Source organism: Brachybacterium sp. AOP25-B2-12, from assembly GCF_052378625.1.
Taxonomy (GTDB): Bacteria; Actinomycetota; Actinomycetes; order Actinomycetales; family Dermabacteraceae; genus Brachybacterium.
This window is the reverse complement of sequence record NZ_JBQSXW010000010.1, coordinates 65293-88453: the sequence shown is the minus strand read 5'-3', so window position 1 is coordinate 88453 and position 23161 is coordinate 65293. Positions and strand designations below refer to the sequence as shown.

The window sequence follows — 23161 nt, the reverse complement described above, 5'->3', positions numbered from 1 at the left end:
GGGGTGGGCCCGGCGCGTGCGGGGACGGGGTCCGGACGGCGGGGGTCGAGGGATGGGTCGCGGGTGTCGGGGCTCGATGGACGGACCGCGGGCGTCGGGCTCGGTGGCTTCTCGCTCGGCTCCGCGACCGGCGTCGCGCACGGGTCCACATCCGGCCACGCGCCCTGCCTCCACCCCGGGGTCCCCCACTACCCTGAGGACATGTCCCCCCACGTGCCGTTGCTCATCGCCACTCTCGTCGGCGTCGTGGCGGCGATCGTGCTGCTCGTCGTGGTGCTCGTACGGCTGACCCGCACGGATCGGCGGATCGAGGACCTCCACGCGCGGGCGACCCTCGCCCAGCAGGATCGTGACGAGACGTCCGCGGCGCCCGACCGCGTCACCGAGGTCGGGGTCGTCATGAACCCCTCCAAACACGCGGACCCCGAGACCTTCCGCGCGCGTGTCGAGCGGGCCGTCGCCCGGATCTCCGGCACGCGCGTGCGGTTCTACGAGACCACGGTCGAGGACCCCGGCTACGGCCAGGCCCAGGAGGCCGTCGAGGACGGGGCGCAGCTGGTGATCGCCGCGGGCGGCGACGGCACCGTGCGCCTGGTCGCGGCTGCGCTGGCCAACACCGAGGTGCGCATGGGCATCATCCCCGTGGGCACCGGGAACCTGCTGGCCAGGAATCTGAACATCCCGCTGGACGACGTCGATGCCGCGGTGCGCGCCGCCCTCGCCGGGCGCGACCGCCGCATCGACGTGGGCTGGCTGCAGGCGGGGCTGTCCGCCGCGGGCGCGCGCGAGGCGCCGCGGCAGATCTTCCTCGTCATGTCCGGCTACGGCGCCGATGCCGAGATGATCGGCGCCGCCACCACCCAGCTCAAGAAGCGGATCGGCTGGGTCGCCTACGTCCTGGCCGGCATCAACAAGATCACCGGCACCTCCCACGACGTGCGGATCACCCTCCCGGACGGCCGCACCCACGAGCTGAAGGCCCGCACCGTGCTGATCGGCAACACCGGCAAGCTGCCCGGCGGGATCGTGCTCATGCCCGGCGCCCAGCTCGACAACGGGATGCTCGAGGTTTTGGCCCTGGGCTGGCGCGGCGCCGCGGGCCTGTCCCAGATCGTCACCCACGTCATGAACCCGCGGCTGTCCGCCCGGCCCAAGCTGTCCACGATGGAGCGCTACCTCACGGCGAGCGTCGCCGTCGCGGCCTCGAAGCCCCAGCCCGTCCAGCTCGACGGCGACACCGAGGACGAGGCCACCCACCTGGTGGCCCAGGTGGACCCGAGCGCCCTGCGGATCCGGGTGCCGCACTCGGGGTAGGCGGTCGGGACCGCACTCCGCACCCGAACCATCCCGACCTGGACCTCACTGCGCCCCCGAACCATCCGATCTCGGGTGGGTCTACTCCGCCGGTGTACACAACCTGGCGTCAGGTGCCTGCATCCCTGCACCGGTGCAGACCCGATCGCACCTGACGCCGATGAGTGCACACCTCGACCGGGACCCGACGGTCCGTCCATCTTCCCCTCGGCCGCATGGGGCCGCGCCGGGCACGGGCCTGCGCCCGGCCGCCGGGACCTGGCCCGCATCGAGCCGCGCCGCGCACGGGCCTGCGCGCGGCGTCGCGTACACGTACCGGCGTCAGGTGACCACACCCCTGCACCGGTGCAGAGGTGTGGTCACCTGACGCCGATGAGTGCACGGCATCGCCGGGCACCACCGCCCTCGGACGAGAAGCCCCCGCCCGTCAGAGCCGCCGGACGACGCACCGGTACTCCCGCATCGACCGAACCGGTCCGCTCCCTGGGGCATGTCGATCCCCGGACGACGCGGTCCCTCAGGCCTCCCAGGTCACAGCCATGCACGGACGAAGCGGCCCCTCAGCCCTCCGCGGGCGTGATCATCGCGCTGAGGCCGTCCACCCAGGCGTGGGCGTCGTCGTAGGTCTGGTCGGCGGTGGGTTCGGAGACGATCGGGCGGGCGCCGTCCGCGCGGGGGTAAGAGCCGAGGTAGAGCACCACGGGGCACACTCGGTGCAGCGACCGCAGGGCCGAGGCGACGCGGCGGTCCTCGAGGTGGCCCTCGACGTCGATCGAGAACGAGTAGCGACCCAGGGCGTCCCCGATCGGCCGGGACTCGATGCGCGACAGGTTCACCCCGTTGGCCCGGAACATCTCCAGCATCTCCAGCAGGGCGCCGGCCCGGTTGTGGGACAGGTGCACCACCAGGGTGGTCTTGTCCGCGCCGGTCCGCGCAGGGATGCGGTGGTTGCGGGTGACCAGCACGAAGCGGGTCTGGGCGCCATGGTTGTCCTCGATGCCGTGAGCCAGGACCTCGAGTCCGAAGTGCTCGGCGGCCAGGGGCGAGCAGATGGCGGCGCGGCCGCGGGCCTCGGCCGGATCCGCAGCGGCGAGATCGCGGGCGGCGCCGGCCGTCGAGGAGGCCGGGACGACCGCGGCATCGGGGAGGTGGGCGCGAAGCCAGGCCTGCACCTGGGCGTGCGCATGGGTGTGGGAGGCGACGGAGACGACATCGGCGAGGGTCGTGCCGGGTCGAGCCGCGATCACGAAGGTGATCGGCACGACCTCCTCGGCGACGATGGTGATGCGGCGGGCGGCGGCCAGCACGTCGAGTGTCCCCGACACCCCGCCCTCGACCGAGTTCTCGATGGGCGCCATGACGGCATCGATCTCGTCGGCGACGAGCGCGGCCGTCGCGGCGGCGACGCTCGTGTACGGCCGCAGCACCGGCTCCGTGCCGATGCCCGCCTCGCCTCCGGCGACGTCACGAGGACCCTGGTCCCCCGCCGCGCGCGTCGCGATCGCCTGCAGGAGCGCCTGATGGGTGAAGGTCGTCTCGGGACCCAGGAATCCGTACCGCATGGTGGTCAGGGTATCGGCGCCCCGCGCGGTCGGGCGCCGTGTCCAGGATCAGCGGCCGCTCGACGGAGCATCCGGGGAAGAGCGGGTCCAAGCGCTGTGTCCGAGATCTGGCACGGCGCAGGCATTCCGTATGTCCGAGATCTGGCACGGCCCGGGCATTCCGTGTGTCCGAGATGTGGCACGGCCCGGGCATTCCGTCGCCCGATCGAGCGGGAGCAGGGACCGCTTCCGCGATCACAGGTGGCCGACGGGGACCACCCAGCGCCGCGCGCGGCGGGTGCGGTCGGCCGGGTGCTCGACCATCTGCTCCGGCACCGCGCCGAGCCGCGCGGCGATCGCCGTCGACGCCGCGTTGTCCGGGGCGATGCGCAGGACGATCCTGTGGACCCTGTCGTCCGCCCGTGCGAGGTCGACGACGGCCTGCGCGATGGCCGTTCCCACGCCGTGCGCCCGATGCCGCGGCAGGACCCAGTAGGACACCTCGGCCTCCCCCTGGGCGATGCCCGGCCCGATCCGCCGGACCCCTCCGCCCCCCATCACGGTGCCGTCGACGTCCACCGCGGCGAACTCGCGGATCGGGCCGTCCCCGGTCCAGCGTGCCGTCCGCGCGAGGAAGGCGGAGAGGCGGTCCTCGTCCCATCGGCGGCCGAAGATCTCCTGGACGAGCGCCGCGTCCTGGCCCGTGAGGATCGCCACGGCATGGTCGGGGCCCAGGCGCTGGAGTCGCGGGGCAGGCCCTGGCGCCGAGGGGCCCTGCGCGGGGACGGACGACACGATCCCTCCTCCACGATGCCGACGGCACCGGGGACCCGGCGCTCCTCGCGACGATGGCGGTCGCGCGGGCGGACGTCAAGCGCGCCGGGTCGGCGCGACGGCGTCGGACGCGGACGGCGTGTGCGTCCCGTGTGGATCCGTCCTGCTCGCGGCCCCGTCCGGCGGCCCTCTCGTACGATCGATCCCGTGCCGATCCCCCCGCCGACATCGCCAGCCCGACCCCGGGCGCGCCGTGCTCCTGCCGCGGGGATCACCGGTCCGGTCCGACGGGCGCCGGCCCTGCTCGGCGTCCTCGCCGCGCTGGTGCTCGGCCTCCTGGTCGCCGCGCCCGCCCACGCCGAGGACGAGGTCCCCGGTCCGGTCACCGTCGTCGTCGTCACGGCGGGGCTGACCTGGGAGGACGTGAGCGCCTCCGGCACGCCGGCGCTGTCCTGCCTCGCCGGCCGCTCCGGCGCGGCCGCGATGAACACGACCTCCACCACTCCCGTCTCGACCCGGGCCCAGGGCCTTGAGACCGTGCACACCGGCTACCGCGGACTCGCGGCCCAGGCCCCCCGGTCCGCGGGGATCCCCACCCCGGCCGTGGACCGCCTCGCCGAGATCCCGGGCGGTGTGACCGAGGTGCCGCTCGATGCTCCCGTCGACCCCGCCACGATCCGGGAGGCGCAGGCGCGGGACGGGCTCGTCGTCGTGCAGGCGCCCTCGGCCGATGCGGGCCCGGCGGCGGTCGACGCCCGCGTCGACGAGGTCCTCCGGGCCGTCGGCGGCTGCGATGCCGAGGACCTCCCGCGCGCGATCGTCGCCTCGGTCGGGTCCACCGACACCGGCCGGGCGGGCGCCCGCCAGCAGCTTCAGCTCCTCCTCGACTCCGGACTCCCCCACCAGGCCCTGACCAGCGGCGCGACCCATCAGAGCGGCATCGTCGCGCTCACCGACATCGCGCCGACGATCCTCGCCTCCCACGACCGGGCCGTGCCCTCCGTCCTACCGGGGCAGCCCGTCCAGGGCGTCGACGCATCGGACCCGGAGCGCCTGGCCCTCGACCGCACCGAGGCCGCGCGGGTGGTCGACGCCGCGACGCTCCCCGCCCTCGGATCCTGGATGGTTCCCGGGGTGCTCGGCCTGATCGTGCTGCTGACCCCGCTCGCGCGGCGCCCCCGCCTCGCCGCCGTCGCCCGGACGGTCCTGGCCCTCGCGCCGCTGGGCGCCGCCGTCGGCCTGTGCGCGGGCCTGGTCCCCTGGTGGCGTGCGGACTCCCCCGCGCTCGCGCTGACCGGGGTGGTGTGGGCGGGCTCGCTGCTGCTGAGCGCATTCGCCCTCGCGGGACCGTGGCGACGCCGTCGCTACGGGGTGCCGGGCGTCGTCGGCGCCCTCGTGGTCGGGATCATCCTGCTCGAGTCCGCGACGGGCTCGCGTCTGCAGCTCGGCTCGCCGCTCGGTGCCCAGGCGCAGTCGGGCGGGCGGTACTACGGGCTGTCGAACCACCTGGCCGGAGTCGTGTTCGCCGGGGCGCTGATGGCCCTGCTCGCGCTGTTCTCACGGGTCACACGGCCGCGGACGCGTGTGCTGACGACGGTCGCGGTCGGCGCGGTCGTCGCAGGCGTATGCGTCGCCCCGTCGATGGGGGCCGACTTCGGATCGATGCTCGTCGCGGTGCCGACCTTCGGGATCCTCGCGCTGCTCGTCTCGGGGATCCGTCCGAAGGTCTGGCATGTCCTCGCGCTCGGCGCGGGCAGTGTCGTCGCGGTGCTCGCGGTGTCGGTCGCGGACTGGCTGCGCCCGCCGGAGCAGCGCTCCCACCTGGGGCGGTTCATCGACGACATGCTGTCCGGCGAGCTCGTGACGGTGATCGTCCGCAAGCTCGCGCAGAACATCGGCATGGTCACCGGGATCTGGCCGCTCGGGCTGCTGGTGCTCGTGGCCCTCGCGCTGACGGTCGCGATGCTCATGCCACGTCGGGCCCGGCTGCACCGCCTCGTGGCGCTCGATGCCGCACTGCCCGCGGCACGTCCGGTGCGGATCGCGCTGGCCGTCGGGGCGTGGCTGGGCTACGCGGTCAACGACACCGGGCCCGTGCTCGTCGCGGCGATGCTGGGTGTGGTGCTGGCGCTGCTGGTGCCGATGCTGCCGGGGCCCGAGGTGGCCGATGCCCAGGGGCGGGTGGGGGCCGATGGTGGGAGGCCTGGTTCAGCCGATGTCGCGGGGCATGGCACGGCCGATGTCGAGCGGCCCGGCGCGACCGACGTCGCGAGGTCGGGCACGGCCGATGGCGCGAGATCCGACACGGCCGATGTCGAGCGGCCGGATGCGCCCACGGGGAGCTCCGCGGTCTGACCGTGCCGGCGCCCTGGCGCCGACCGTGCACAGGGCATCGGAGCTGCCCATCGGTACGACGGCGCGCGATTCAGTCCCGGTCGGTGCCGCGGTCCGTCTCCGGACCGCCCTCGACACCGGAGGTGCCCGGCTCCGCGTCGACCGCCTCGGGCTCGCGGCCCACGCCGTGCGCGCCGTCGCCGTCCTCGATCTCGGGCGGCCGCACGTGGCGCCGCCGTGCGAGGGCCCGCACCACGTCCCGCAGCTGCGCCGCGCGATGCAGCTGACCGCGCAGATCGCGGCCGGTGGCGCGATGATGCAGGTCGCAGGGGATCTCCTTGACCCAGAACCCGCCGGTCAGCGCGTCGATCGTCAGGGAGGTCTCGACGCCCCATCCGGGGGCGAGCGGCTGGCAGGCCTCCCACACCTCCCGCGTCAGGCAGCGGGTGCCCGACAGCGGCTGATGGGGCTCCCAGCCGGTCGCCCGGGCGATCCCCGCGCGCGAGGTGCGGACGACGACGCCGAATCCGGCGGCGCCTTCCTGCGCGGGCAGCAGGGCGATCGCCATGTCGACGCCCTCCTCGAGGACCGCATGCACGAGCGGCGCGGCCTCGGCTGCGGAGTCCTCCATGTCGCCGTCAAGGAACAGCAGGGCGCGCGGCGCGACGTGCGAGGGGGCGATGACGGGCAGAGGGCCCGTGTGCCCGGAGACCCGGGGCTCGGCGTGGAGCTCCTCGCGGAAACCTGCACCGCCGTCGGCACGCTCGGCGTCCTCGCGCATCGTGACGAGCTGAGCGCCGGTGACCATGGCGGCGGCCTTGCCGCGGTTGCTGCGGTGGCGGACCACCAGGGCGCCCGCGCCCTGGGCGAGCACGGCCGTGGCATCGGTCGAGCCGTCGTCCACGACCACCACCAGGTCGACGTGCTCGATCGAGGCGGCCGCGCGGACGGTGGGCTCGATGCGCTCGGCCTCGTCCTTGGCGGGGATGACGACGGCGACGTGCGTCGGACGATCGTGGTCGAGCGGGCCCTCGGGCGACGTCGCCGCGCCGGTCATCGCAGGGTCACCTGCCGGGCCACGATCCCGCCGCGGGCTCGGCGTTCGAGCGCGGTCAGGGGCTCGGTCGCGGCGAGCGCGGCGTCGAAGCGCTCCCGCAGGGCCACGGCCTCCCGCTCGACGCCTTCGGCACCGAAGCCCGAGGGCAGGTCCCAGACGGGCACGGAGAGGCCATCGGCCCGGAAGGACCCGACGTAACGGGTGCCCTCGCCCACGCCGGACTCACGCCGGGCGTGCAGGCGGGCGACCGCGTCGATGACGGTCTCCTCGGCGGCGTCGAGCACCCAGCGCAGGTGCTCCTTGGCGCCGGCGTCGACCCAATAGGCGTGGGGCAGGCCCGCGATCGCGCGGGTCGGCATGATCGACTCGTTCGCCTGCGCGAGGGAGGCCTCGACCTCGGGGGTCCTCTCGGCCTCGGGGTCGATCCAGAAGTCGAAGGTCTCGTGGAGCCGGATCGGCTCGTCGACCGAGAGGTCCAGGACGTCCTGGAGGCGCGGGGAGTCCTCGGTCAGCGTGACCTGGGTGACCGGGGTCCCGGGCTCGGCGGCGAGGGCCTGCACGATGGCCTGACCGAAGGCGCGGGAGAGATCCCCTCCGGGCACGGACGCCTGGAGGCCCAGCACGATCGAGCCGTCGCTGCGGCGCACCGCGGGCCAGGCCATCGGCAGGACGGTCGCGAGGAGGACGGGCACGCCGCCGTGCTCGGCGTCCGTGGCGGAGGCGAGGGTCGCGGCGGGGACCAGCTGCCGCATGGCGACGATGTCGCGCTCGGCGGGGAGGCCCTCGAAGGGGCGTCGGACGAGGACATCGTGCGGGCTCGGCATGGCGGCAGTGTATCCAGGGCGGCCCGACGACCCGGCATCCCCCTCCACACCCGTCCACCCCGGGTGGGGGACGCACGGGGGATGTCCACGGGTCGGACCGGGGGCAAACCGGGGCGTCGGGGTGCTCCGGGGTCGGTAACCTCGAGGTCATGACGATCGTGGGGCTGCTGACCTTCTTCGGCCTCGCCGTCATCACCATGGACGTCCTGGGCGGGGTGATCGCGGCGACCTTCCTGGCGCGCGGCATGAAGCCCCGCCACCTGCTGTTCTTCCTGGGCGGGTACGCGCTGTCGGTGATCATCGTGACGATCGCCCTCAAACCGATCCTGCGCTACCTCGGGGAATGGCTCGCACCGGTGCTCGGCTCGGCGACGTGGCTGGCCGTGGCGCAGATCGTCGTGGGCCTGGCACTCATCGGCTTCGCGGCATTCCAGCGCCATGGCGCCCTGCATCCCAAGGTCCACAAGGAGGCCGCCACCCGCGACCAGACCGGGTCCCTCATCACCGGCGGCCTGCTGCTCTCGCTGACGACCTTCGCGGACCCCACCTTCACCGTCGCCGTGGGCCTGGCGATGCAGACGCATGATCTGGGCCTCGAGATCCTGCTGCTCACGGTGTGGAACGTGATCTACCAGCTGCCGCTGATCAGCATCGTGGTCGCGGCGCAGTTCGGGCTGCACGCGCGGGTGCTCGACGCCTTCGGACGCTTCTTCGGGAGCCGCCGCAAGGTCATCATGCTGACGTTCGCCGCGGTGCTGGCCCTCGGCGGGCTCGTGGTGATCGGCGACGGGATCGTCGCCCTAGCCTCCGAGCATCGGCCGTGGCTGCAGTCGCTGCTGCTCATGCATCGCTGACCGGACGCCCCGCTGGACCCCTCATGTCCCGACACGTCGGTCGGATCGCCCACCCCGGACGGTCCGCCACCGTCCGACCTGCATCGATGCCTGTCCTCCCCACGGCGCATCCATCCCCTCGGGCCCGGGACGTCGGACGGCGGGCGTAGCGTGGCCGCATGTCCCAGATCACCGGCGTTCGCCCCTCCGAGTCACCCGCCCTCGACACGTCCGTGAGCACGCGCCATGCGCACGCCCACGACGCGTCCCACTTCCTGATGATCCCGCGTGCCGTCGCGACCCCCCACCTCCGAGGCCGACGTCATCACTCTCCTGCGTGAGGCCGTCCGCACGCGTGAGCCCCTCACCTTCCGCGCGGGAGGGTCGAGCCTGTCGGGTCAGGCCCAGTCCGATGCGGTCCTGGCCGATGTCCGCCGCCACTTCACCGACCTCGAGGTCCTCGACGGCGGGGACCGCGTGCGCGTGGGCCCCGGCGTCACCCTCCACACCGTCAACGCCCACCTGCTGCGCCACGGCCGCCGGCTGGGGCCGGACCCGGCCTCGGAGATCGCCTGCACGATCGGCGGCGTGATCGCCAACAACTCCTCGGGGATGGCCGCCGGCACCCAGCAGAACACCTACCGGACCCTGGACACCCTGCGCTTCGTGCTGCCGTCGGGCACCGTCGTGGACACGTCTGCGCCCGATGCCGACGCGCGGCTGCGCGAGGACGAGCCGGAGCTCCACGAGGGGCTCGTACGCCTGGTGCGCCGGGTCCGCGACGACGCGGAGGCGGTGCGGATCATCCGCGAGCGCTTCGCGCTGAAGAACACGATGGGCTACGGCATCAACGCCCTGCTGGTGTTCCCGTCCCTCCACGAGGCGACCGCGGCGCTGCCCGCAGTGCTCGAGACCGGGATGGCCACCGCCGAGCTGCTCGACTCCCGCTCCCTCACCGTGGCTCAGCGCCTCCCAGCCTCGCCGCAGGAGATCCGGGGGCTGACCGTGACCGACCAGGCCGCGCTGCTGGTCGAGCAGCGCGCCAACTCCCTCGAGGAGATCGCCGCAGGGGCAGCGCGTGGCGAGCAGCTGGCCCGCGGGCTGAAGCTCGACGCCCCGTTCGCCATGTCGACCGATCCGAGGCGCCGCGCCGCGCTGTGGACCACCCGCAAGGGCCTGTACGCGGCCGTCGCGGGCGCCCGTCCCTCGGGGGCCACAGCCCTCCTGGAGGACGTCGTCGTCCCGGTCCCCCAGCTGGATGAGACCTGCGCGGGGCTCCAGGAGCTGTTCACGAAGCACGGCTACGAGGAGTCGGTGATCTTCGGCCACGCCAAGGACGGCAACATCCACTTCCTGCTCAACGAGATGCTGGGAGACGGCGCGGACCGCTACGAGGCGTTCACCGAGGACATGGTGGACCTCGTGCTGGGTCACGGCGGCAACCTCAAGGCCGAGCACGGCACCGGACGGGTCATGGCCCCCTTCGTCGAGCGCCAGTACGGCAGCGAGCTGTACGGCGTGATGCGCGAGATCAAGCACCTCGTGGACCCGACGGGGATCCTCAACCCCGGGGTGCTGCTCACCGAGGACCCGCTGGCCCATATCCGCGACCTCAAGCCGGTCGTCGAGATCGAGGACGAGGCCGACCGCTGCGTCGAGTGCGGGTACTGCGAGCCCGTCTGCCCCTCCCGCAACCTCACGCTCACACCGCGCCAGCGGATCGTCCTGCGGCGCGACGCCGCCTGGGCCGAGACCACCGGGGATGTGGAGACGGCCCGCGCGATCCGTGCGGACTATGAGTACGACGGGATCCAGACCTGTGCGGTCGACGGCATGTGCGTGACCACGTGCCCCGTCGGCATCAACACCGGTGACCTGGTGCGTCGCCTGCGCGCCGAGGAGGCGCCCAAGGCCGCGCAGATCGGCTGGGCCGCAGCGGCCAAGCACTGGGATGCGACCACCCGCGCGGCGTCGACGGCCCTGAGCGCCGCCGGCACCCTGCCCCGGCCGCTGCCCGAGGTCGCCGCCGGTGCGGCCCGCCTGGTGCTGGGGGACGACAACGTGCCGTCCTACCGCCCCGAGCTGCCCCGCCACGGTGGCACCGTGCGCCACGCAGGCGGCCGGGGCCTCACCGGCGGGGAGACGGTGGCCGTCTACATGCCCGCGTGCGTGCACACCATGTTCGGGGACGACGGCGAGGGGCCGCAGGCCGCGCTGACGCTCCTGGCCGAGCGGGCCGGCGTGCGCCTGGTGGTCCCGGACGGCACGGCGTCGCTGTGCTGCGGGACGCCGTTCTCCTCCAAGGGGATGCTGGACGCGAAGAAGGACATGCAGGCACGGCTGCGCCGGGTGCTCGGAGGGGCGGCCGGCTCGACCCTTCCGGTGATCGTGGACGCCGCCTCGTGCACCGAGGGCGTGCTCGGCGCCTTCGAGGGCACCGACACGGAGGTCATCGACGCGGTGACGTTCGTGCGACGGGTGCTGCTGGACCGCCTCACCATCGTCCGCAGGACCGCCTCGGTGACCGTGCACCCCACGTGCTCGACCACGCACCTCGGTGCCACCGAGGACCTCGTCGCGATCGCGGAGGCCTGCGCCGAGGAGGTCGTGGTGCCGACCGCCTGGGGGTGCTGCGCCTACGCCGGCGATCGCGGGATGCTCCACCCCGAGCTCACCGAGTCCGCCACCCGGGGCGAGGCCGCCGAGGTCGCGGAGCATCCGACAGCGGACTACGTCAGCGCCAACCGCACCTGCGAGCTGGGCATGATCGCCGCGACCGGCAAGCCGTACCGCCACATCCTCGAGCTCCTCGAGGAGGCCACCGCCTGAGGCCGGAGCCGGAGTCGCGCCCGGTCGACACGTGATCGGTCCGGGGACCTGATCGGGTCACCGCGACGTGGACCCGTGCGGCACCCGGATCGGTGGCCGTCGCACGGGCCCATCCGGTCCCCGATCGGGGGCCGTGCCGCAGCCCGTGCTCGTCGCGAGCAGGACGCAGACGGCAGAACCGACGACCTCGGTGCCGCCCTCAGACGGCCCAGCGCGCGCCGCTCCGGACCAGCGCCGCGCCCCATGACGGGATCGTGAGGCGTCGAGCGTCGGCACCGACCTCGTGACCGTCGATCCGGATGCTCGCGATCGGCCCGCCGACGGGCGGCACGTCGATCGTCACCTCGGTGACACCGGTGTTGACCGCGAGGACCGCCTCCCCCTCGGCGAAGGTGCGTCGGTACACGTCGACGCCCTCCCCGGCGTTCGTGCGCACGGCGCAGGAGACCTCCGCGTCCTGGTCGATCGACAGCGCCACGCGATCGGTCAGGGCGGCCACGATCGGATCATCGGCCCGCACCCGCCGCAGATCCGTGCCGATCATGAGCGGCGCCGCGAGCATCGACCACAGCAGCACGTGCGTGCGGTCGAGCACCGGCGAGGGCAGGTTCCCGGCGTGCAGCATGTCGGGGTCGTTGACGTGACCGGGTCGGGTCGCGGCGGCATGCTCGGCGGTGTCCCGTGCGATCTGGAACACCGAATCGGCGCTCGCGCCGATGTCGTCCGTCGTGCGCCAGGAGTTCGCGAACTCCCCCGCCCACTTCCACGGCGCCTGGAAGCCGTACTCACTGATCGAGTAGTGGATCTCGCGGTCCTGACCGGCGATGAGCTGGGCCATCCGCGCGAACGGCCCGCGGTGCTCCTGGAGGTCCGTCTCGCGCTCGGCCATGCACCAGTCGTACTTCAGGTAGTCCACGCCCCAACCGGTCAGCAGGTCGAGGTCCTGGGACTCCCGCTGCCACGAGCCGAGGTCCGCGATGCGGCCCGGCCCGGATTCCGGCGGCGTCATCGTCCCCGTCTGCGCCTCGGCGATGAGCGCCGCATCCGGGGTCAGCACGGCGTCGCCGCGGGTGCAGTGGCCGTAGCCGTCCCAGATCTGCGCGCAGGTCTTGCGGCCCGGCGCGAGGTACAGCCCGAAGCGCAGGCCACGGGCATGGATCTGCTCGCCCAGCCACCCGATGCCCGAGGGGAAACGCACCGGATCCGCCTGCAGGGTCCCATCGGCGTCCCGGTGGGCGGCCTGCCAGCCGTCGTCGACCACCACCGTGTCGTACCCGGCATCGGCCAGGCCCAGGGCCACCAGCTGGTCGGCGTTGGCGAGGATCGTGGCCTCGTCGATCTCATAGCAGCGGAAGGCGTTCCAGGAGTTCCAGCCCATGGCGGGCGTGGTGCGGGTCGAGAGCGTCATCGGGTCCTCGGGGCTCGTCGTCGAGTGGGCATCCGAGGTGGTCCTGCGGCTGCGGGATCAGTCTAGGAGGATGCGCGGCAGCGTGAGGCATCGGGGGCTGTGCCGTCGCAGGTCAGCGCACATCTCTCAGTACCCGGTGCTCCCGTCCAGCGCTTCGCGCAGGAGGTCCGCGTGGCCGAGGTGGCGTGCGTACTCCTCGATGAGATGCGTGAGGATCCATCGCAGGTTGAGCTGCTCTCCGTGTCGCAGGCCGACGACGGGCCCGTCGAGGTCCGTCCAGCCGGCCGAGGCGGCGCGCGTCGTGTCGATCTCCGCGCGGTAGCGCTCGACGTCTGCCTGGGCGGTCGCGGGCGTGCCCAGCTCGAAGTCCCCGTCGGGGAACTCCGCGGAGCAGTAGGGGTCTGGGATGTCCTCGCCGTGGAGGACCTCCCGCAGCCAGTAGCCCTCGACCTCGGTGAGATGCCGGAGGATCCCGAGCAGGCTCAGGGAGGTGCTCGGCAGGGGCTGCGCCGCGAGCTGCTCGGCGTCGAGCCCGTCGAGCTTGAGCAGCAGCGTGAGGCGATAGTCGTCGAGCCAGGCATCGAGGAGCTCCCGCTCACCGCCGAGCATGGGGCCACCCGTGCGGGTGTCGCGGGTGCCGGTGATGATGGGCGAAGCGGTGGAGGTCATGGGAGGGAGAGTGTCACGGGCACCGTCCCGTGGCGAGAGGATTTCCGGGGGGCAGAGCCGCGGTGCCGATCCGCCGATCGGGCGGAGCGCCCGCGCTCTCGTCGGCTCGAATGCCCGATGGTCTCCGCGCCCTCTCGCCAACGCAGCTCCGCGGCCCCCGCGCGCTCTCGGCCCCGCGGTGTCGCACCTCCGCACCTCCGCACCTCCGCACCTCCGCACCTCCGCACCTCCGCACCTCCGCACCTCCGCACCTCCGCACCTCCGCACCTCCGCACCTGAGTAGTCTCTTCCCATGTTCTCCGCGTGATCGCGCCCTCCCCCAGACGTCCCGATCCGTAGGAGAACCATGCCCATCTCGATCCGCTGCTACCTGCCCCGCGACGAACGCAGCTGGGTCCGATGTCGGGCCCTGTCCTTCCTGGACACGAGCTACTACGACGACGTCTGGCCCCGGCGCCCGGCAGAGCCCGAGGTGCAGCTCGTGGCGACGGACGGCGAGAACGTGGTCGGCATCCTCGACCTCGAGGTCACTCGTGACCTCGCGACGATCGACACGATCGCGGTGCACCCCGACCACCAGGGCAGGGGCGTGGGCACCATGCTCCTCGAGCGTGCGCTCGCGGCGCTGCCCGACACGGTCGCCATCCTGGATGCCTGGACCCGGGACGACGCTCCGACCCTCGCGTGGTACCGCGGCCGGGGTTTCGACGAATCGGACCACTACCTCCACGTCTACAAGGCGTGGAGCGATCCTGCCGCTGGCTGGACAAGCCCGGACGGGCTATCGGCCCCCGTGACCGCGTTCTGCCACGCGGCGCTCGCGGACGAGGCCGCGCTCCGGGCGCGGTTCTCCCGGGTGCACGTGTGCCGACGGTTCAGCTTGCCGGTGGCGGTGGGCTGAGCAGACTCGCACCGAGAGCCGGTGGGTCCGTGCCGGATCGGGCGCCGCGACAGGTCACGGCCGCTCGGGTCTGGCCTGCTTCTGCCTGCGGCGACGCCTGGACCAGGACACCCCTGCAGCGACCCACGGGAGCGCGCAGAGGATCGGGATGAGCCAGATGGGCATGAAGTCCATGTCGACGCCTCTCCAGGACGGGTCGGCCCCTCGATGCGCGTAGCCGGTGACCGGACGCTAGTCCAAGCTCTCCGGAAGCGTCGATCGGCGCCCCCCGGCGCGTCGGGCGGACCCTCCGGCACGGTCGCACGGTCGCACGGTCGCACGGTCGCACGGTGCCCACCATCGTCCGACCGGTTCCCGCGACGCGTCCCGCCGACCTCCTCTCACACGGCGGAACCCGTCGGCCATCGGAGATGGAGGACGGCCGTCAGGTCTTCTCGCGTGTGCACGCGCACCACCTCGAAGCCGAGGCCACGAGCCCGATCGGCGAGGACCGGAGCCTGCGTCACGTTCACCTCGATGAGCAGAGCGCCCCCACCGCACAGGAACCCGGGCGCCGCGCGGACGAGCGTCGTGGCCGGATCCAGGCCATCGGCCCCGCCGAGCAGGGCAGATGTCGGCTCATGCTCCCGCGCCTCGTGCGGCAGGAAATCGGCCTCACGATCCGGCACATAGGGAGGGACGGCGACGATCAGGTCCACGCGCCCGAGGAGCTCGGACGGCAGCCCCTCGAGCACCGACCCTGCATGGACGAGCCCGCCTGGGAGGTTCGCCCGCGCGTGGGCCAGCGCCGCCGGGTCATGATCGGTCGCATGCACCTCGGCCTGCGGGACCTGATGGGCCACCGTCGCCGCGGTCGGGGCGACGCCGCTGAACGCCTCGACGACCACGGGGTGCTGCAGCGGCGCCGCGATCGCGACGGCGAGTCGCGCCAGGAGGAGGGTCCGCCGACGCGGGACGAACACCCCGGGCCCCACCGACAGGATCAGGCTGCCGAACTCCACCCTGCCCACCACCTGCTCGAGGGGTTCCCCCGCCACACGTCGGCCGACGCGCTCCGCCAGCTGCTCGGGACCCGCCGAGGTCGCCTCCAGGATCGCCGCCTCCTCCTCCGCGAACACGCACCCCGCGGCGCGGAGCCGGCGCACGAGTGCCGGGTCGGGGTCAGGATCGGGACCCGAGTCCGGGCCGGAGTCGTGCACGGGGCTTGGGTCGGGATCGGGGCCGGAGGCGAGGGCGGGACCTGGACCGAAAACGGGACCGGAGTCGCCGTCCTCCTGCCCACCAGGACCGGAACCGACGTGGGACTGGGTCATGCCGCCAGGGTAGGGCGTCGGCGACGCACCGCCGAAGCGCAGCACTCGACTCTCCCGGCGGCCGCGGGCTCCGATTCCCCGAGGTACGGGACGTCCTCACTCAGATGGGCCGTATATGGGCCGTGGTAAGCGAGGACGTCCCGTGCCCGCCAGGATTCTCGGCCCGCCCATCGGCGCGCCATGCCGCCCCCGGCCGGCGCGCCGTCACGCCCCCGGCCGCGCCTCACTTGGTCCCCCCAGCCAGCGCGCCGCTCCGTCCGCCCGATCAGCGCGCCACGTCGCCTGTCCCCTCGCGCAGGGCCTCGCCCATCCCTGTGCTCGACGCCGCATCCGTCCCCGTGTGCGCGACGGCCTCGGTCCCCTCGTCCGTCCCCGTCACGCGGCCCAGCCCCGACATCAGGTGGTAGATGACCAGCGCGCCCACGGTGCCCAGGGCGATGCCGGTCAGCGTGATCGCTCCGAAGGTCCAGGTGACGTTGGCGATGCCCACCACGAGGGCCACGCCCGCGGTGATCTGGTTCTTGGGCCGCGAGAAGTCGACCTTGCCGTCGACCCACATCCGCACGCCCACGATCCCGATCAGGCCGTAGAGCACGAAGGTCACGCCGCCCAGCACGCCCTGCGGGATGGTGTTGATGAGCGCGCCCACCTTCGGCGAGAGCGACAGCAGGATCGCGACGATGCCGGCCACCCAGTAGGCGGCGGTCGAGTAGACCTTGGTGGCGCTCATGACGCCGATGTTCTCGCCGTACGTGGTGGTGGGCGAGCCGCCGAAGACGGCGGACAGGGACGTCGCGAGGCCGTCGGAGAAGAGCGTGCGCCCCACCATGTGGTCGAGCTTGCGACCGGTCATCAGGCCCACGCTGGTCACGTGGCCCACGTTCTCGGCCAGCAGCACCACGATCACGGGCAGGAACATCGGCAGCAGCGACAGGTCCAGGGTGGGGTGGGTGAAGTGGGGCAGCCCGAGCCAGTCGGCCTCACCGACCTCGACGAACGAGACCTCTTCGCGCGCGACGGCGACGAGGTATCCGATGAGCACGCCCAGCAGCACCGAGACCCGGCCCAGGATCCCGCGGAACAGGGCCGTGCACAGCACCACGGCGAACAGCGTCACGACCGCCGTCACCGGGGACTTCTGGAAGTTCGTGTAGGCCGTGGGGGCGAGGTTGAAGCCGATCAGCGCGACGATCGAGCCCATCACCACGGGCGGCATGAGCAGGCTGATCCAGCGGGTGCCGACGGCCTGCACGAGCAGACCCAGCAGCGCCAGCAGGATCCCGATGACGAGCACGCCGCCCAGGGCGGCACCCGGCGAGTTGGCCTGGGTCGAGGCGGTGATGGGGGCGATGAAGGCGAAGGAGGACCCCAGGTAGCTGGGCACCTTGTTGCGGGTGATGACGAGGAACAGCAGCGTTCCGATGCCGGAGAACAGCAGCGTGGTCGACGGCGGGAAGCCGGTCAGCAGCGGCACCAGGAAGGTCGCGCCGAACATGGCCACGACGTGCTGGGCGCCGATGCCGATGGTCAGCGGCCAGGCGAGGCGCTCCTCGGGGAGGACGATCGCGCCGCGTTCGAGGGTGCGGCCGTTTCCGTGCAAGGTCCAGGGCAGGCGGGGCATGGGGTTCCTGTCTTCGAGGAGGCGTCGTGGGAGCGACGGGAGGGGGAGTCCGAGGAAGGGCGGGGGCAGGCGGGGAGGCGGGCCGAGAAAGGCCGGAGCAGGCGAGTGCCTGCGGACAGCGAGGTCGAGGAGACGCAGGGGCAGGCGGAGAGGCACGACAGGCACGACGATCCGCTCCCGGGGAGCCCCGACCTCACGCTATGCCGTGCGGCGACGGAGAGGGACCGCGAACGGCGCGGAGGTGCCGAATCGTGATCCGGCGGCCCCGGACGGCGCCGCCACGCGGCCCCTGCGCCTCAACCCCCGGGGAACGTCTTCTTCTCGGCGCGCTCGGCGCTGAGGTCCGGTACGCGGTGCAGCAGCGAGCGGGAGGTGGCGTCGCGCAGGCGGAAGTCCTCGAACATCTGGACGATGTCCGGGGCGCCGTACTCGTCCCTCACCGGGGCGGGCACGGTCAGCATCAGGGCCACCGCGATCCCGATCGCCAGGGCCACCCCGCCGGTGACCAGGCCCGCCCCGGCCCCGGTGGCCAGGGAGTTCACGACGATGTCGAGGAATCCGACGACCACCATGACGATGGCCGCGACCACGGCGGTGGCGCGGGCGCTCTCGGCGTGGCGCTCGAGGAGGGCGCGCCGCCCGAACGAGGACATCACGGCGAACAGCGCGGCCACGACGGCTCCCACGAGGTGCAGCACGGGACCGCCGCGACCGGCGCCGCCGGCCGAGGCGAAGGCCGCCAGCACCGACCACACGGCCGCGCCGCTGTGCATGACGACGCTGAACTCGAGCGCCCGGACGGCATAGACGATCCAGTCCGCACGCCGGAAGCTGATGGGCATCGAGCGCACGAAGGACCGCGAGGTGAGCACCGCGAAGGTCGCGAACAGCCAGGGCAGGTACACGTACCCGGTGGCCACCGACTGCGGCGCCGCGAACTGCAGGCGCAGCGTGTTGTCGGTGACGGCGCCCAGCACGAGACCCGCGACGGCGGCGACGGCGAAGACGTAGTGGGTGCGCTCGCGGCGCAGGCCCGCACCGATCACGAGCAGCAGCAGGAGCGCGGAGAGCCCGGTGTTGCCGAAGGCCAGCGTCGAGAACGCCCATCCGGTGGTGAACACGCGACCCACCAGCATCACGAGGGCCAGCGCGAGGAACCCGAGAGCCACCCAGGCGATCACCAGCAGCAGGGCGCGGGTGCGCGTCCGCGACACCTCACCGGGCACGAAGCCCTCGTGGGAGCGCGGCTCGATGCCCAGCAGCGCCCCGAGCAGCAGCAGGGCGACTCCCACCCCGACTCCCACGGGCGGCCCGTCGGGCAGCGGGGAGAACAGCACCGGCAGGGACAGCACGGCGTCGGCCAGGATCGTCCCCAGCGCGACGAGCACCGCCGGGGCCATGCCGATCACGCGCACCCGGCGGATCAGCGACAGCGGCGGGGACGCGGGGATCCACCGCAGCAGGTGGGCGACGATGAGGGCGAGCACCGCGAGGCCGATCGCGATGCGCGGCGCGAGCAGCCACGGGCCGATGTCGGCGATCGTGTAGACGACGGTGTAGGCCGAGCACAGGGCCACGAGCGCGACGATGTCGCGGACGGCGTCCCACCACGAGAGCGCTGCGAAGCGGTGCGGGAGCGCCAGGACGGGCCGACGCGGGGCGTACTCGGCGTTGGGCGTGGTGCCTGAGCGCGCGTAGGTGACGGTCACGGCGTCCGTGCCCACCTCCTCCTGCTCGGACGGCCGGGGGGCGGCGGGGGCGCCGGTCCGGGCCTGGGGCCGCAGCGCGGCGGCCTCCTGCTCGAGCTCGGTGCGCCCGGGAAGGCGCTCGGTGGGCAGCGCGCCGGGGTCCGCGGCGGGGAATATCCAGTCGTCGTCCTCGGGTCTGTCCCCGGGACGCACGGTGCGGTCGGCCATGCCCTCCCTCTCCGGGACGGGCCCACGCCCGGCCGGTCCCTGTGTCGCTGCGGTCCCGATCCTAGGAGCGCCGAGCCCGCGGCCCGCGGGGGCGCGCCGCAGGGGCGACGCGACGCTCGGCACACCGCGTCCCCGCACGCTGCGACCCGTCCGCGCACGGCACTACGCTTGGCGACCATGACCGCCCCCGAGATCGCCCTGACCGAGCGCTTCCACGACGCCTTCGCCGCAGCCTTCGGGCCCGAGCACCGCGACGCCGACCCGATCATCCGGCCCTCGCAGTTCGCGGACTTCCAGTGCAACGCGGCGATGGGGCTCGCCAAGCGTCTGGGCCGCCCGCCGCGCGCGATCGCGGCCGACGTCGTCGAGCACCTGGATCTCACCGGGATCGCCGAGGCGCCCGAGATCGCGGGCCCGGGCTTCCTGAACATCACGCTCGACACCGGGTGGGTGGCCGCCCAGGCCGCCGAGATGGCCGCTGACGACGCCCTCGCGGTGCCCTCCCCCACCCCGCAGCGCGTCGTGGTCGACTACTCCTCCCCCAACGTCGCCAAGGAGATGCACGTCGGGCACCTCCGCACGACCGTCGTCGGCGACTCCCTGGTGCGGACGCTCGAGCGCCTGGGACACACCGTGATCCGCCAGAACCACCTCGGGGACTGGGGCACGCCCTTCGGCATGCTCATCGAGCACCTGCTGGACGTCGGCGAGGACAGCGACGAGGCGGGCCTGCTCGCGACCGACCCCAACGTCTTCTACCAGGCCGCCAACGCCAAGTTCCAGGGCCCCGAGGGCACCAAGGACACCGAGTTCTCCGACCGGGCCCGCCGCCGCGTCGCGACCCTGCAGGGCGGGGACGGGGAGACCCTGGCGATCTGGACGCGCCTGGTGAACCTGTCCAAGGGCTACTTCCACCGCATCTACGACGTCCTGGACGTCACGCTCACCGACCGCGACCTCGCCGGCGAGTCGACGTACAACGCCGACCTGCCGATCGTCGTCAAGGACCTCGAGGCCGACGGGATCGCCGTGGAGTCCGACGGCGCGCTGTGCGTGTTCCCGCCCGGGTTCACGGGCCGGGACGGCACGCCCCTGCCGCTGATCGTCCGCAAGTCCGACGGAGGCTACGGCTATGCCACGACGGATCTCGCGGCGATCCGCCACCGCGTGCGGGACCTGCACGCCGACCGCATCGTGTACGTCGTGGGCACCTCCCAGGAGCTGCACTTCCAGATGCTGTTCGCGGCGGCCCGTGAGGCCGGCTGGCTGCCCGAGGACGTCCAGGCCCAGCACGTCAAGATCGGCTCGGTGCTCGGCGAGGACGGGAAGATCCTCCGCACGCGCTCCGGGTCCTCGCTGCGCCTGCTGATCCTGCTCGAGGAGGCGATCGGCACCGCCCAGGACGTCATCGACGAGCTGCGCCCCGATCTCCCCGCCGCCGAGCGCGCCGAGATCGCGCGGATCATCGGTGTGGGCTCGGTGAAGTACGCGGACCTGTCGACCGCGCACGACTCCGACTACACCTTCGACCTGGACCGGATGCTCGCCCTGACCGGCAACACCGCTCCCTACCTGCAGTACGCCGTGGCGCGGATACGCTCGATCGGCCGTCGTGCCGATGAGGCCGGGATCCCCGCCGGTGCCGCCCCGCAGGTCGTCGCGCCCGCCGAGCGCGCCCTGGCCCTGCAGCTCCTGGAGTACGGGCCCACGGTCCTCGCGGTGGGCGCCGAGCTGGAACCGCACCGGCTGGCCGGCTACCTCTTCGCGACCGCGCAGGCCTTCACCGCGTTCTACGAGGCCTGCCCGATCCTCAAGGAGGACGACGCGGAGGTCCGCGCCGGCCGCCTCGCGCTCGCGCGCCTCACCGAGCGCGTGCTCGTCGACGGGCTCTCGCTGCTGGGGGTCCGCGCGCCGCAGCAGATGTGAGGGCACCGCCTGCTCCCCGTGGGCGAAAGGCCCGTTTCGTGACCTCCACCGGGTCTGATCGTGACCCGATCGTGGCCTCCTGGACACCTGTCGTCCGTGGTCAGCGGCGTGCACGGCCCGTAGCCTGAGGCGGTGGGTGCGAGAACAGCGATCGGACGCGCGGGATGGGTCGTGTTCGCACTGGCCGCCCTCGTGAACGTCGTCGCGCTCTACCTCCAGCACCCCGTCCTCGCCGAGGCCGCCAAGCCCATCGCGACGGGCGGCCTGCTGCTGGCCTTCGTCGCGAGCGTGCGCTCCTGGTCGGTGCCGATGGGCTTCACCGCGGCCGCGATCAGCATGTCGTGGATCGGCGACACCCTGCCCCGTCTCTCCCCCGCGACGGCACAGCTCACGACCGCCCTGGCGTTCCTGGCGGCGATGATCGCCTACTCCGTCGCGCTCGCGCCGATGTGGGCACGCCGCCGCGACCCGCTGCGCATGCTCCTGGCGATCCCCTACGCGGGCGTGATCATCGGCCTGTTCGTCGCCTGCGCCGACGGTGCGGGCAGCCTGCTGCCCGCGATGGTCGTCTACGCCGTGGCGCTGGCGATCATGGCGTTCCTGTCGGCGGGGGTCAACGCGCTCACCTGGGTGGGCGGGACGCTGTTCCTGCTGTGCAGCTCCGTGCTCGGGATGGACTGGTTCCTGCCGGGCGCGTGGGTGCCCTTCGCGGGAGCCTGGGTGATGCTCAGCTACTTCGGGGCCCAGACGTTCCTGGTGCTCGGGATCCTGCGCACCCGCCCGCGGACCGCCCGCGACGGCGGTCGTCGCACGGTGGGCGGCGCGACCCTGGTCATCGTCGAGAGCTGATCGGCGGGCGCGCCGGCACCGCGAGCGCGCACGCCGGCGCCTGCGAGCGCCCGATGCTCCGCTCAGGCGCCGGTGCCGAGGGCCTCGCGCACGAAGGCCGCCTGCTCGCGCAGCAGCCGCTTCATGTCCTCGCCGCGCCGCAGGCGCACCAGCGCGCCGATCCGGCCGGACACCTCGCGGTAGCGCACCTCGATGCCCTGCTCCTCGAGCTGGAGCCGGGCGACCCGCACATCGGTGACGAAGATGTCGCGCGTCCCGACGGCCAGGTGGATCGGCGGGAGGCCCGCGAGGTGGGCATTGAGCGGGGAGAGGTCCGGGTCCTCGCGCGGGGTGCGGCCGGCGTACTGGCGGGCCGCCGCCTCGAGCATGCGACGCTCGTGGACGGGGTCGTGGCCGCCGGTCTCCGAGATACCGGTCGTCTCCAGCGAGAGGTCCAGCCAGGGCGACATGAGCACGAGACCGGCGGGAGCGGGCACCGGGAGCTCCCCGGCGACGATCCGGCGGGCGATCGTCAGCGCGAGCCCGCCGCCGGCGTTCTGGCCGGTCAGCACCCAGCCGCCCGGGCGCAGGATCCCCTGCTCGGCCAGCACCGTGAGCACGGCACCGGTGTCGTCGAGGGCCACGGGATGCACGTGGTCCGGTGCGGCCCGGTAGTCGATCATGAGGGCCGCGCACTCCTGGGCGTCGGCCTGGGCGGACAGCCACTCCCAGTCCCCCGTGAAGGGCCCCGAGACGAAGGCGCCGCCGTGGAGGTGCACCAGCACGCCGCGGTCGGCGTGGTGACGGTCCAGCCACACGCAGCGGGTGCGGCCGATCATCTGGAGGTCCACCGCATGGGACTTCTGGACGCGTCCCGGTGGCAGCGCCCGGCGGGCCTCGCGCAGTCCGTTGGTGTAGACGGCCGACGGCATCGGCAGACGGTACGCGGTGCGTCCGGCGAGGACGGCGGCGTCGCGGATCCGGCCCATGGCACTCTCCTCGATGGGGGTCTGCGGTCCCCGTCAGCCTAGTCCCCGCGTGTCCACCCAGGCTGGGCGCGCGGGGACGAGCAG

General features: G+C 73.3%; 17 protein-coding genes. 7 read left to right on the top strand and 10 right to left on the bottom strand.

What is annotated here, in order from left to right:
* Positions 1 to 201: 201 nt before the first annotated feature.
* Positions 202 to 1314, top strand: coding sequence for a diacylglycerol/lipid kinase family protein (locus ACT3TZ_RS09140; protein ID WP_444583098.1), 1113 nt, complete (start codon positions 202 to 204; stop codon positions 1312 to 1314).
* A gap of 560 nt (positions 1315 to 1874) precedes the next feature.
* Here ACT3TZ_RS09140 and pheA read toward each other — a convergent pair.
* Together pheA and ACT3TZ_RS09130 are read right to left on the bottom strand one after the other, a co-directional pair.
* Positions 1875 to 2876, bottom strand: coding sequence for a prephenate dehydratase (pheA, locus tag ACT3TZ_RS09135; RefSeq protein WP_444583097.1), 1002 nt, complete (start codon positions 2874 to 2876; stop codon positions 1875 to 1877).
* Between the two features lie 234 nt (positions 2877 to 3110).
* Positions 3111 to 3650: a GNAT family N-acetyltransferase gene (locus ACT3TZ_RS09130; protein ID WP_444583096.1), complete on the bottom strand. Its 540-nt coding sequence runs from the start codon at positions 3648 to 3650 to the stop codon at positions 3111 to 3113.
* A gap of 186 nt (positions 3651 to 3836) precedes the next feature.
* Between ACT3TZ_RS09130 and ACT3TZ_RS09125 the strand changes: the two genes are divergently transcribed.
* Entirely contained in the window at positions 3837 to 5984 is a 2148-nt protein-coding gene (locus ACT3TZ_RS09125; protein ID WP_444583095.1) for a hypothetical protein, read from the top strand.
* 70 nt (positions 5985 to 6054) lie between these two features.
* Here the strand turns inward: ACT3TZ_RS09125 and ACT3TZ_RS09120 are convergent, their stop codons facing one another.
* Together ACT3TZ_RS09120 and ACT3TZ_RS09115 are read right to left on the bottom strand one after the other, a co-directional pair.
* Positions 6055 to 7020, bottom strand: a complete 966-nt coding sequence (locus ACT3TZ_RS09120; protein ID WP_444583094.1) for a glycosyltransferase — start codon at positions 7018 to 7020, stop codon at positions 6055 to 6057.
* On the bottom strand, positions 7017 to 7844 hold the full coding sequence (locus ACT3TZ_RS09115; protein WP_444583093.1) for a DUF5926 family protein: 828 nt from the start codon (positions 7842 to 7844) through the stop codon (positions 7017 to 7019). Before ACT3TZ_RS09115 ends, ACT3TZ_RS09120 begins: the two co-directional genes overlap by 4 nt.
* 149 nt (positions 7845 to 7993) lie before the next feature.
* Here ACT3TZ_RS09115 and ACT3TZ_RS09110 point away from each other — a divergent pair, with 149 nt between their 5' ends.
* Positions 7994 to 8698 carry a hypothetical protein gene (locus tag ACT3TZ_RS09110; protein ID WP_444583092.1) on the top strand — a complete coding sequence of 235 codons (705 nt, stop codon included), beginning with the start codon at positions 7994 to 7996 and terminating at the stop codon, positions 8696 to 8698.
* Between the two features lie 267 nt (positions 8699 to 8965).
* Complete coding sequence (locus tag ACT3TZ_RS09105) at positions 8966 to 11506, top strand: FAD-binding and (Fe-S)-binding domain-containing protein (RefSeq protein ID WP_444583091.1); 2541 nt, start codon at positions 8966 to 8968, stop codon at positions 11504 to 11506.
* A gap of 199 nt (positions 11507 to 11705) precedes the next feature.
* Here ACT3TZ_RS09105 and ACT3TZ_RS09100 read toward each other — a convergent pair whose 3' ends face one another.
* The gene (locus ACT3TZ_RS09100) at positions 11706 to 12914 is read right to left on the bottom strand and encodes a glycoside hydrolase family 27 protein (protein WP_444583090.1); all 1209 of its coding nucleotides are present in this window, start codon (positions 12912 to 12914) and stop codon (positions 11706 to 11708) included.
* A gap of 126 nt (positions 12915 to 13040) precedes the next feature.
* Positions 13041 to 13583, bottom strand: a complete 543-nt coding sequence (locus ACT3TZ_RS09095; protein WP_444583089.1) for a DinB family protein — start codon at positions 13581 to 13583, stop codon at positions 13041 to 13043.
* Between the two features lie 346 nt (positions 13584 to 13929).
* Between ACT3TZ_RS09095 and ACT3TZ_RS09090 the strand changes: the two genes are divergently transcribed.
* Positions 13930 to 14484 (top strand): GNAT family N-acetyltransferase, encoded by a 555-nt coding sequence (locus ACT3TZ_RS09090; protein WP_444583088.1) that lies wholly within the window; start codon positions 13930 to 13932, stop codon positions 14482 to 14484.
* Between the two features lie 380 nt (positions 14485 to 14864).
* On the opposite strand, the gene ACT3TZ_RS09085 is transcribed toward ACT3TZ_RS09090, so the two are convergent.
* From ACT3TZ_RS09085 to ACT3TZ_RS09075, 3 genes are all read right to left on the bottom strand, one after another.
* Complete coding sequence (locus ACT3TZ_RS09085; RefSeq protein WP_444583087.1) at positions 14865 to 15797, bottom strand: N5-glutamine methyltransferase family protein; 933 nt, start codon at positions 15795 to 15797, stop codon at positions 14865 to 14867.
* Between the two features lie 265 nt (positions 15798 to 16062).
* On the bottom strand, positions 16063 to 17418 hold the full coding sequence (locus tag ACT3TZ_RS09080) for a uracil-xanthine permease family protein (protein ID WP_444583086.1): 1356 nt from the start codon (positions 17416 to 17418) through the stop codon (positions 16063 to 16065).
* Positions 17419 to 17714: 296 nt separating this feature from the next.
* On the bottom strand, positions 17715 to 19334 hold the full coding sequence (locus ACT3TZ_RS09075) for a DUF7937 domain-containing protein (RefSeq protein WP_444583085.1): 1620 nt from the start codon (positions 19332 to 19334) through the stop codon (positions 17715 to 17717).
* Between the two features lie 177 nt (positions 19335 to 19511).
* Here ACT3TZ_RS09075 and argS point away from each other — a divergent pair, with 177 nt between their 5' ends.
* Together argS and ACT3TZ_RS09065 are read left to right on the top strand one after the other, a co-directional pair.
* Complete coding sequence (argS, locus tag ACT3TZ_RS09070) at positions 19512 to 21260, top strand: arginine--tRNA ligase (RefSeq protein ID WP_444583084.1); 1749 nt, start codon at positions 19512 to 19514, stop codon at positions 21258 to 21260.
* 132 nt (positions 21261 to 21392) lie between these two features.
* A complete protein-coding gene (locus ACT3TZ_RS09065; protein WP_444583083.1) occupies positions 21393 to 22109 on the top strand; it encodes a lysoplasmalogenase family protein in 717 nt (238 codons plus the stop codon).
* A gap of 62 nt (positions 22110 to 22171) precedes the next feature.
* Here the strand turns inward: ACT3TZ_RS09065 and ACT3TZ_RS09060 are convergent, their stop codons facing one another.
* Positions 22172 to 23077: an alpha/beta hydrolase fold domain-containing protein gene (locus tag ACT3TZ_RS09060; RefSeq protein WP_444583082.1), complete on the bottom strand. Its 906-nt coding sequence runs from the start codon at positions 23075 to 23077 to the stop codon at positions 22172 to 22174.
* Positions 23078 to 23161 lie beyond the last annotated feature (84 nt).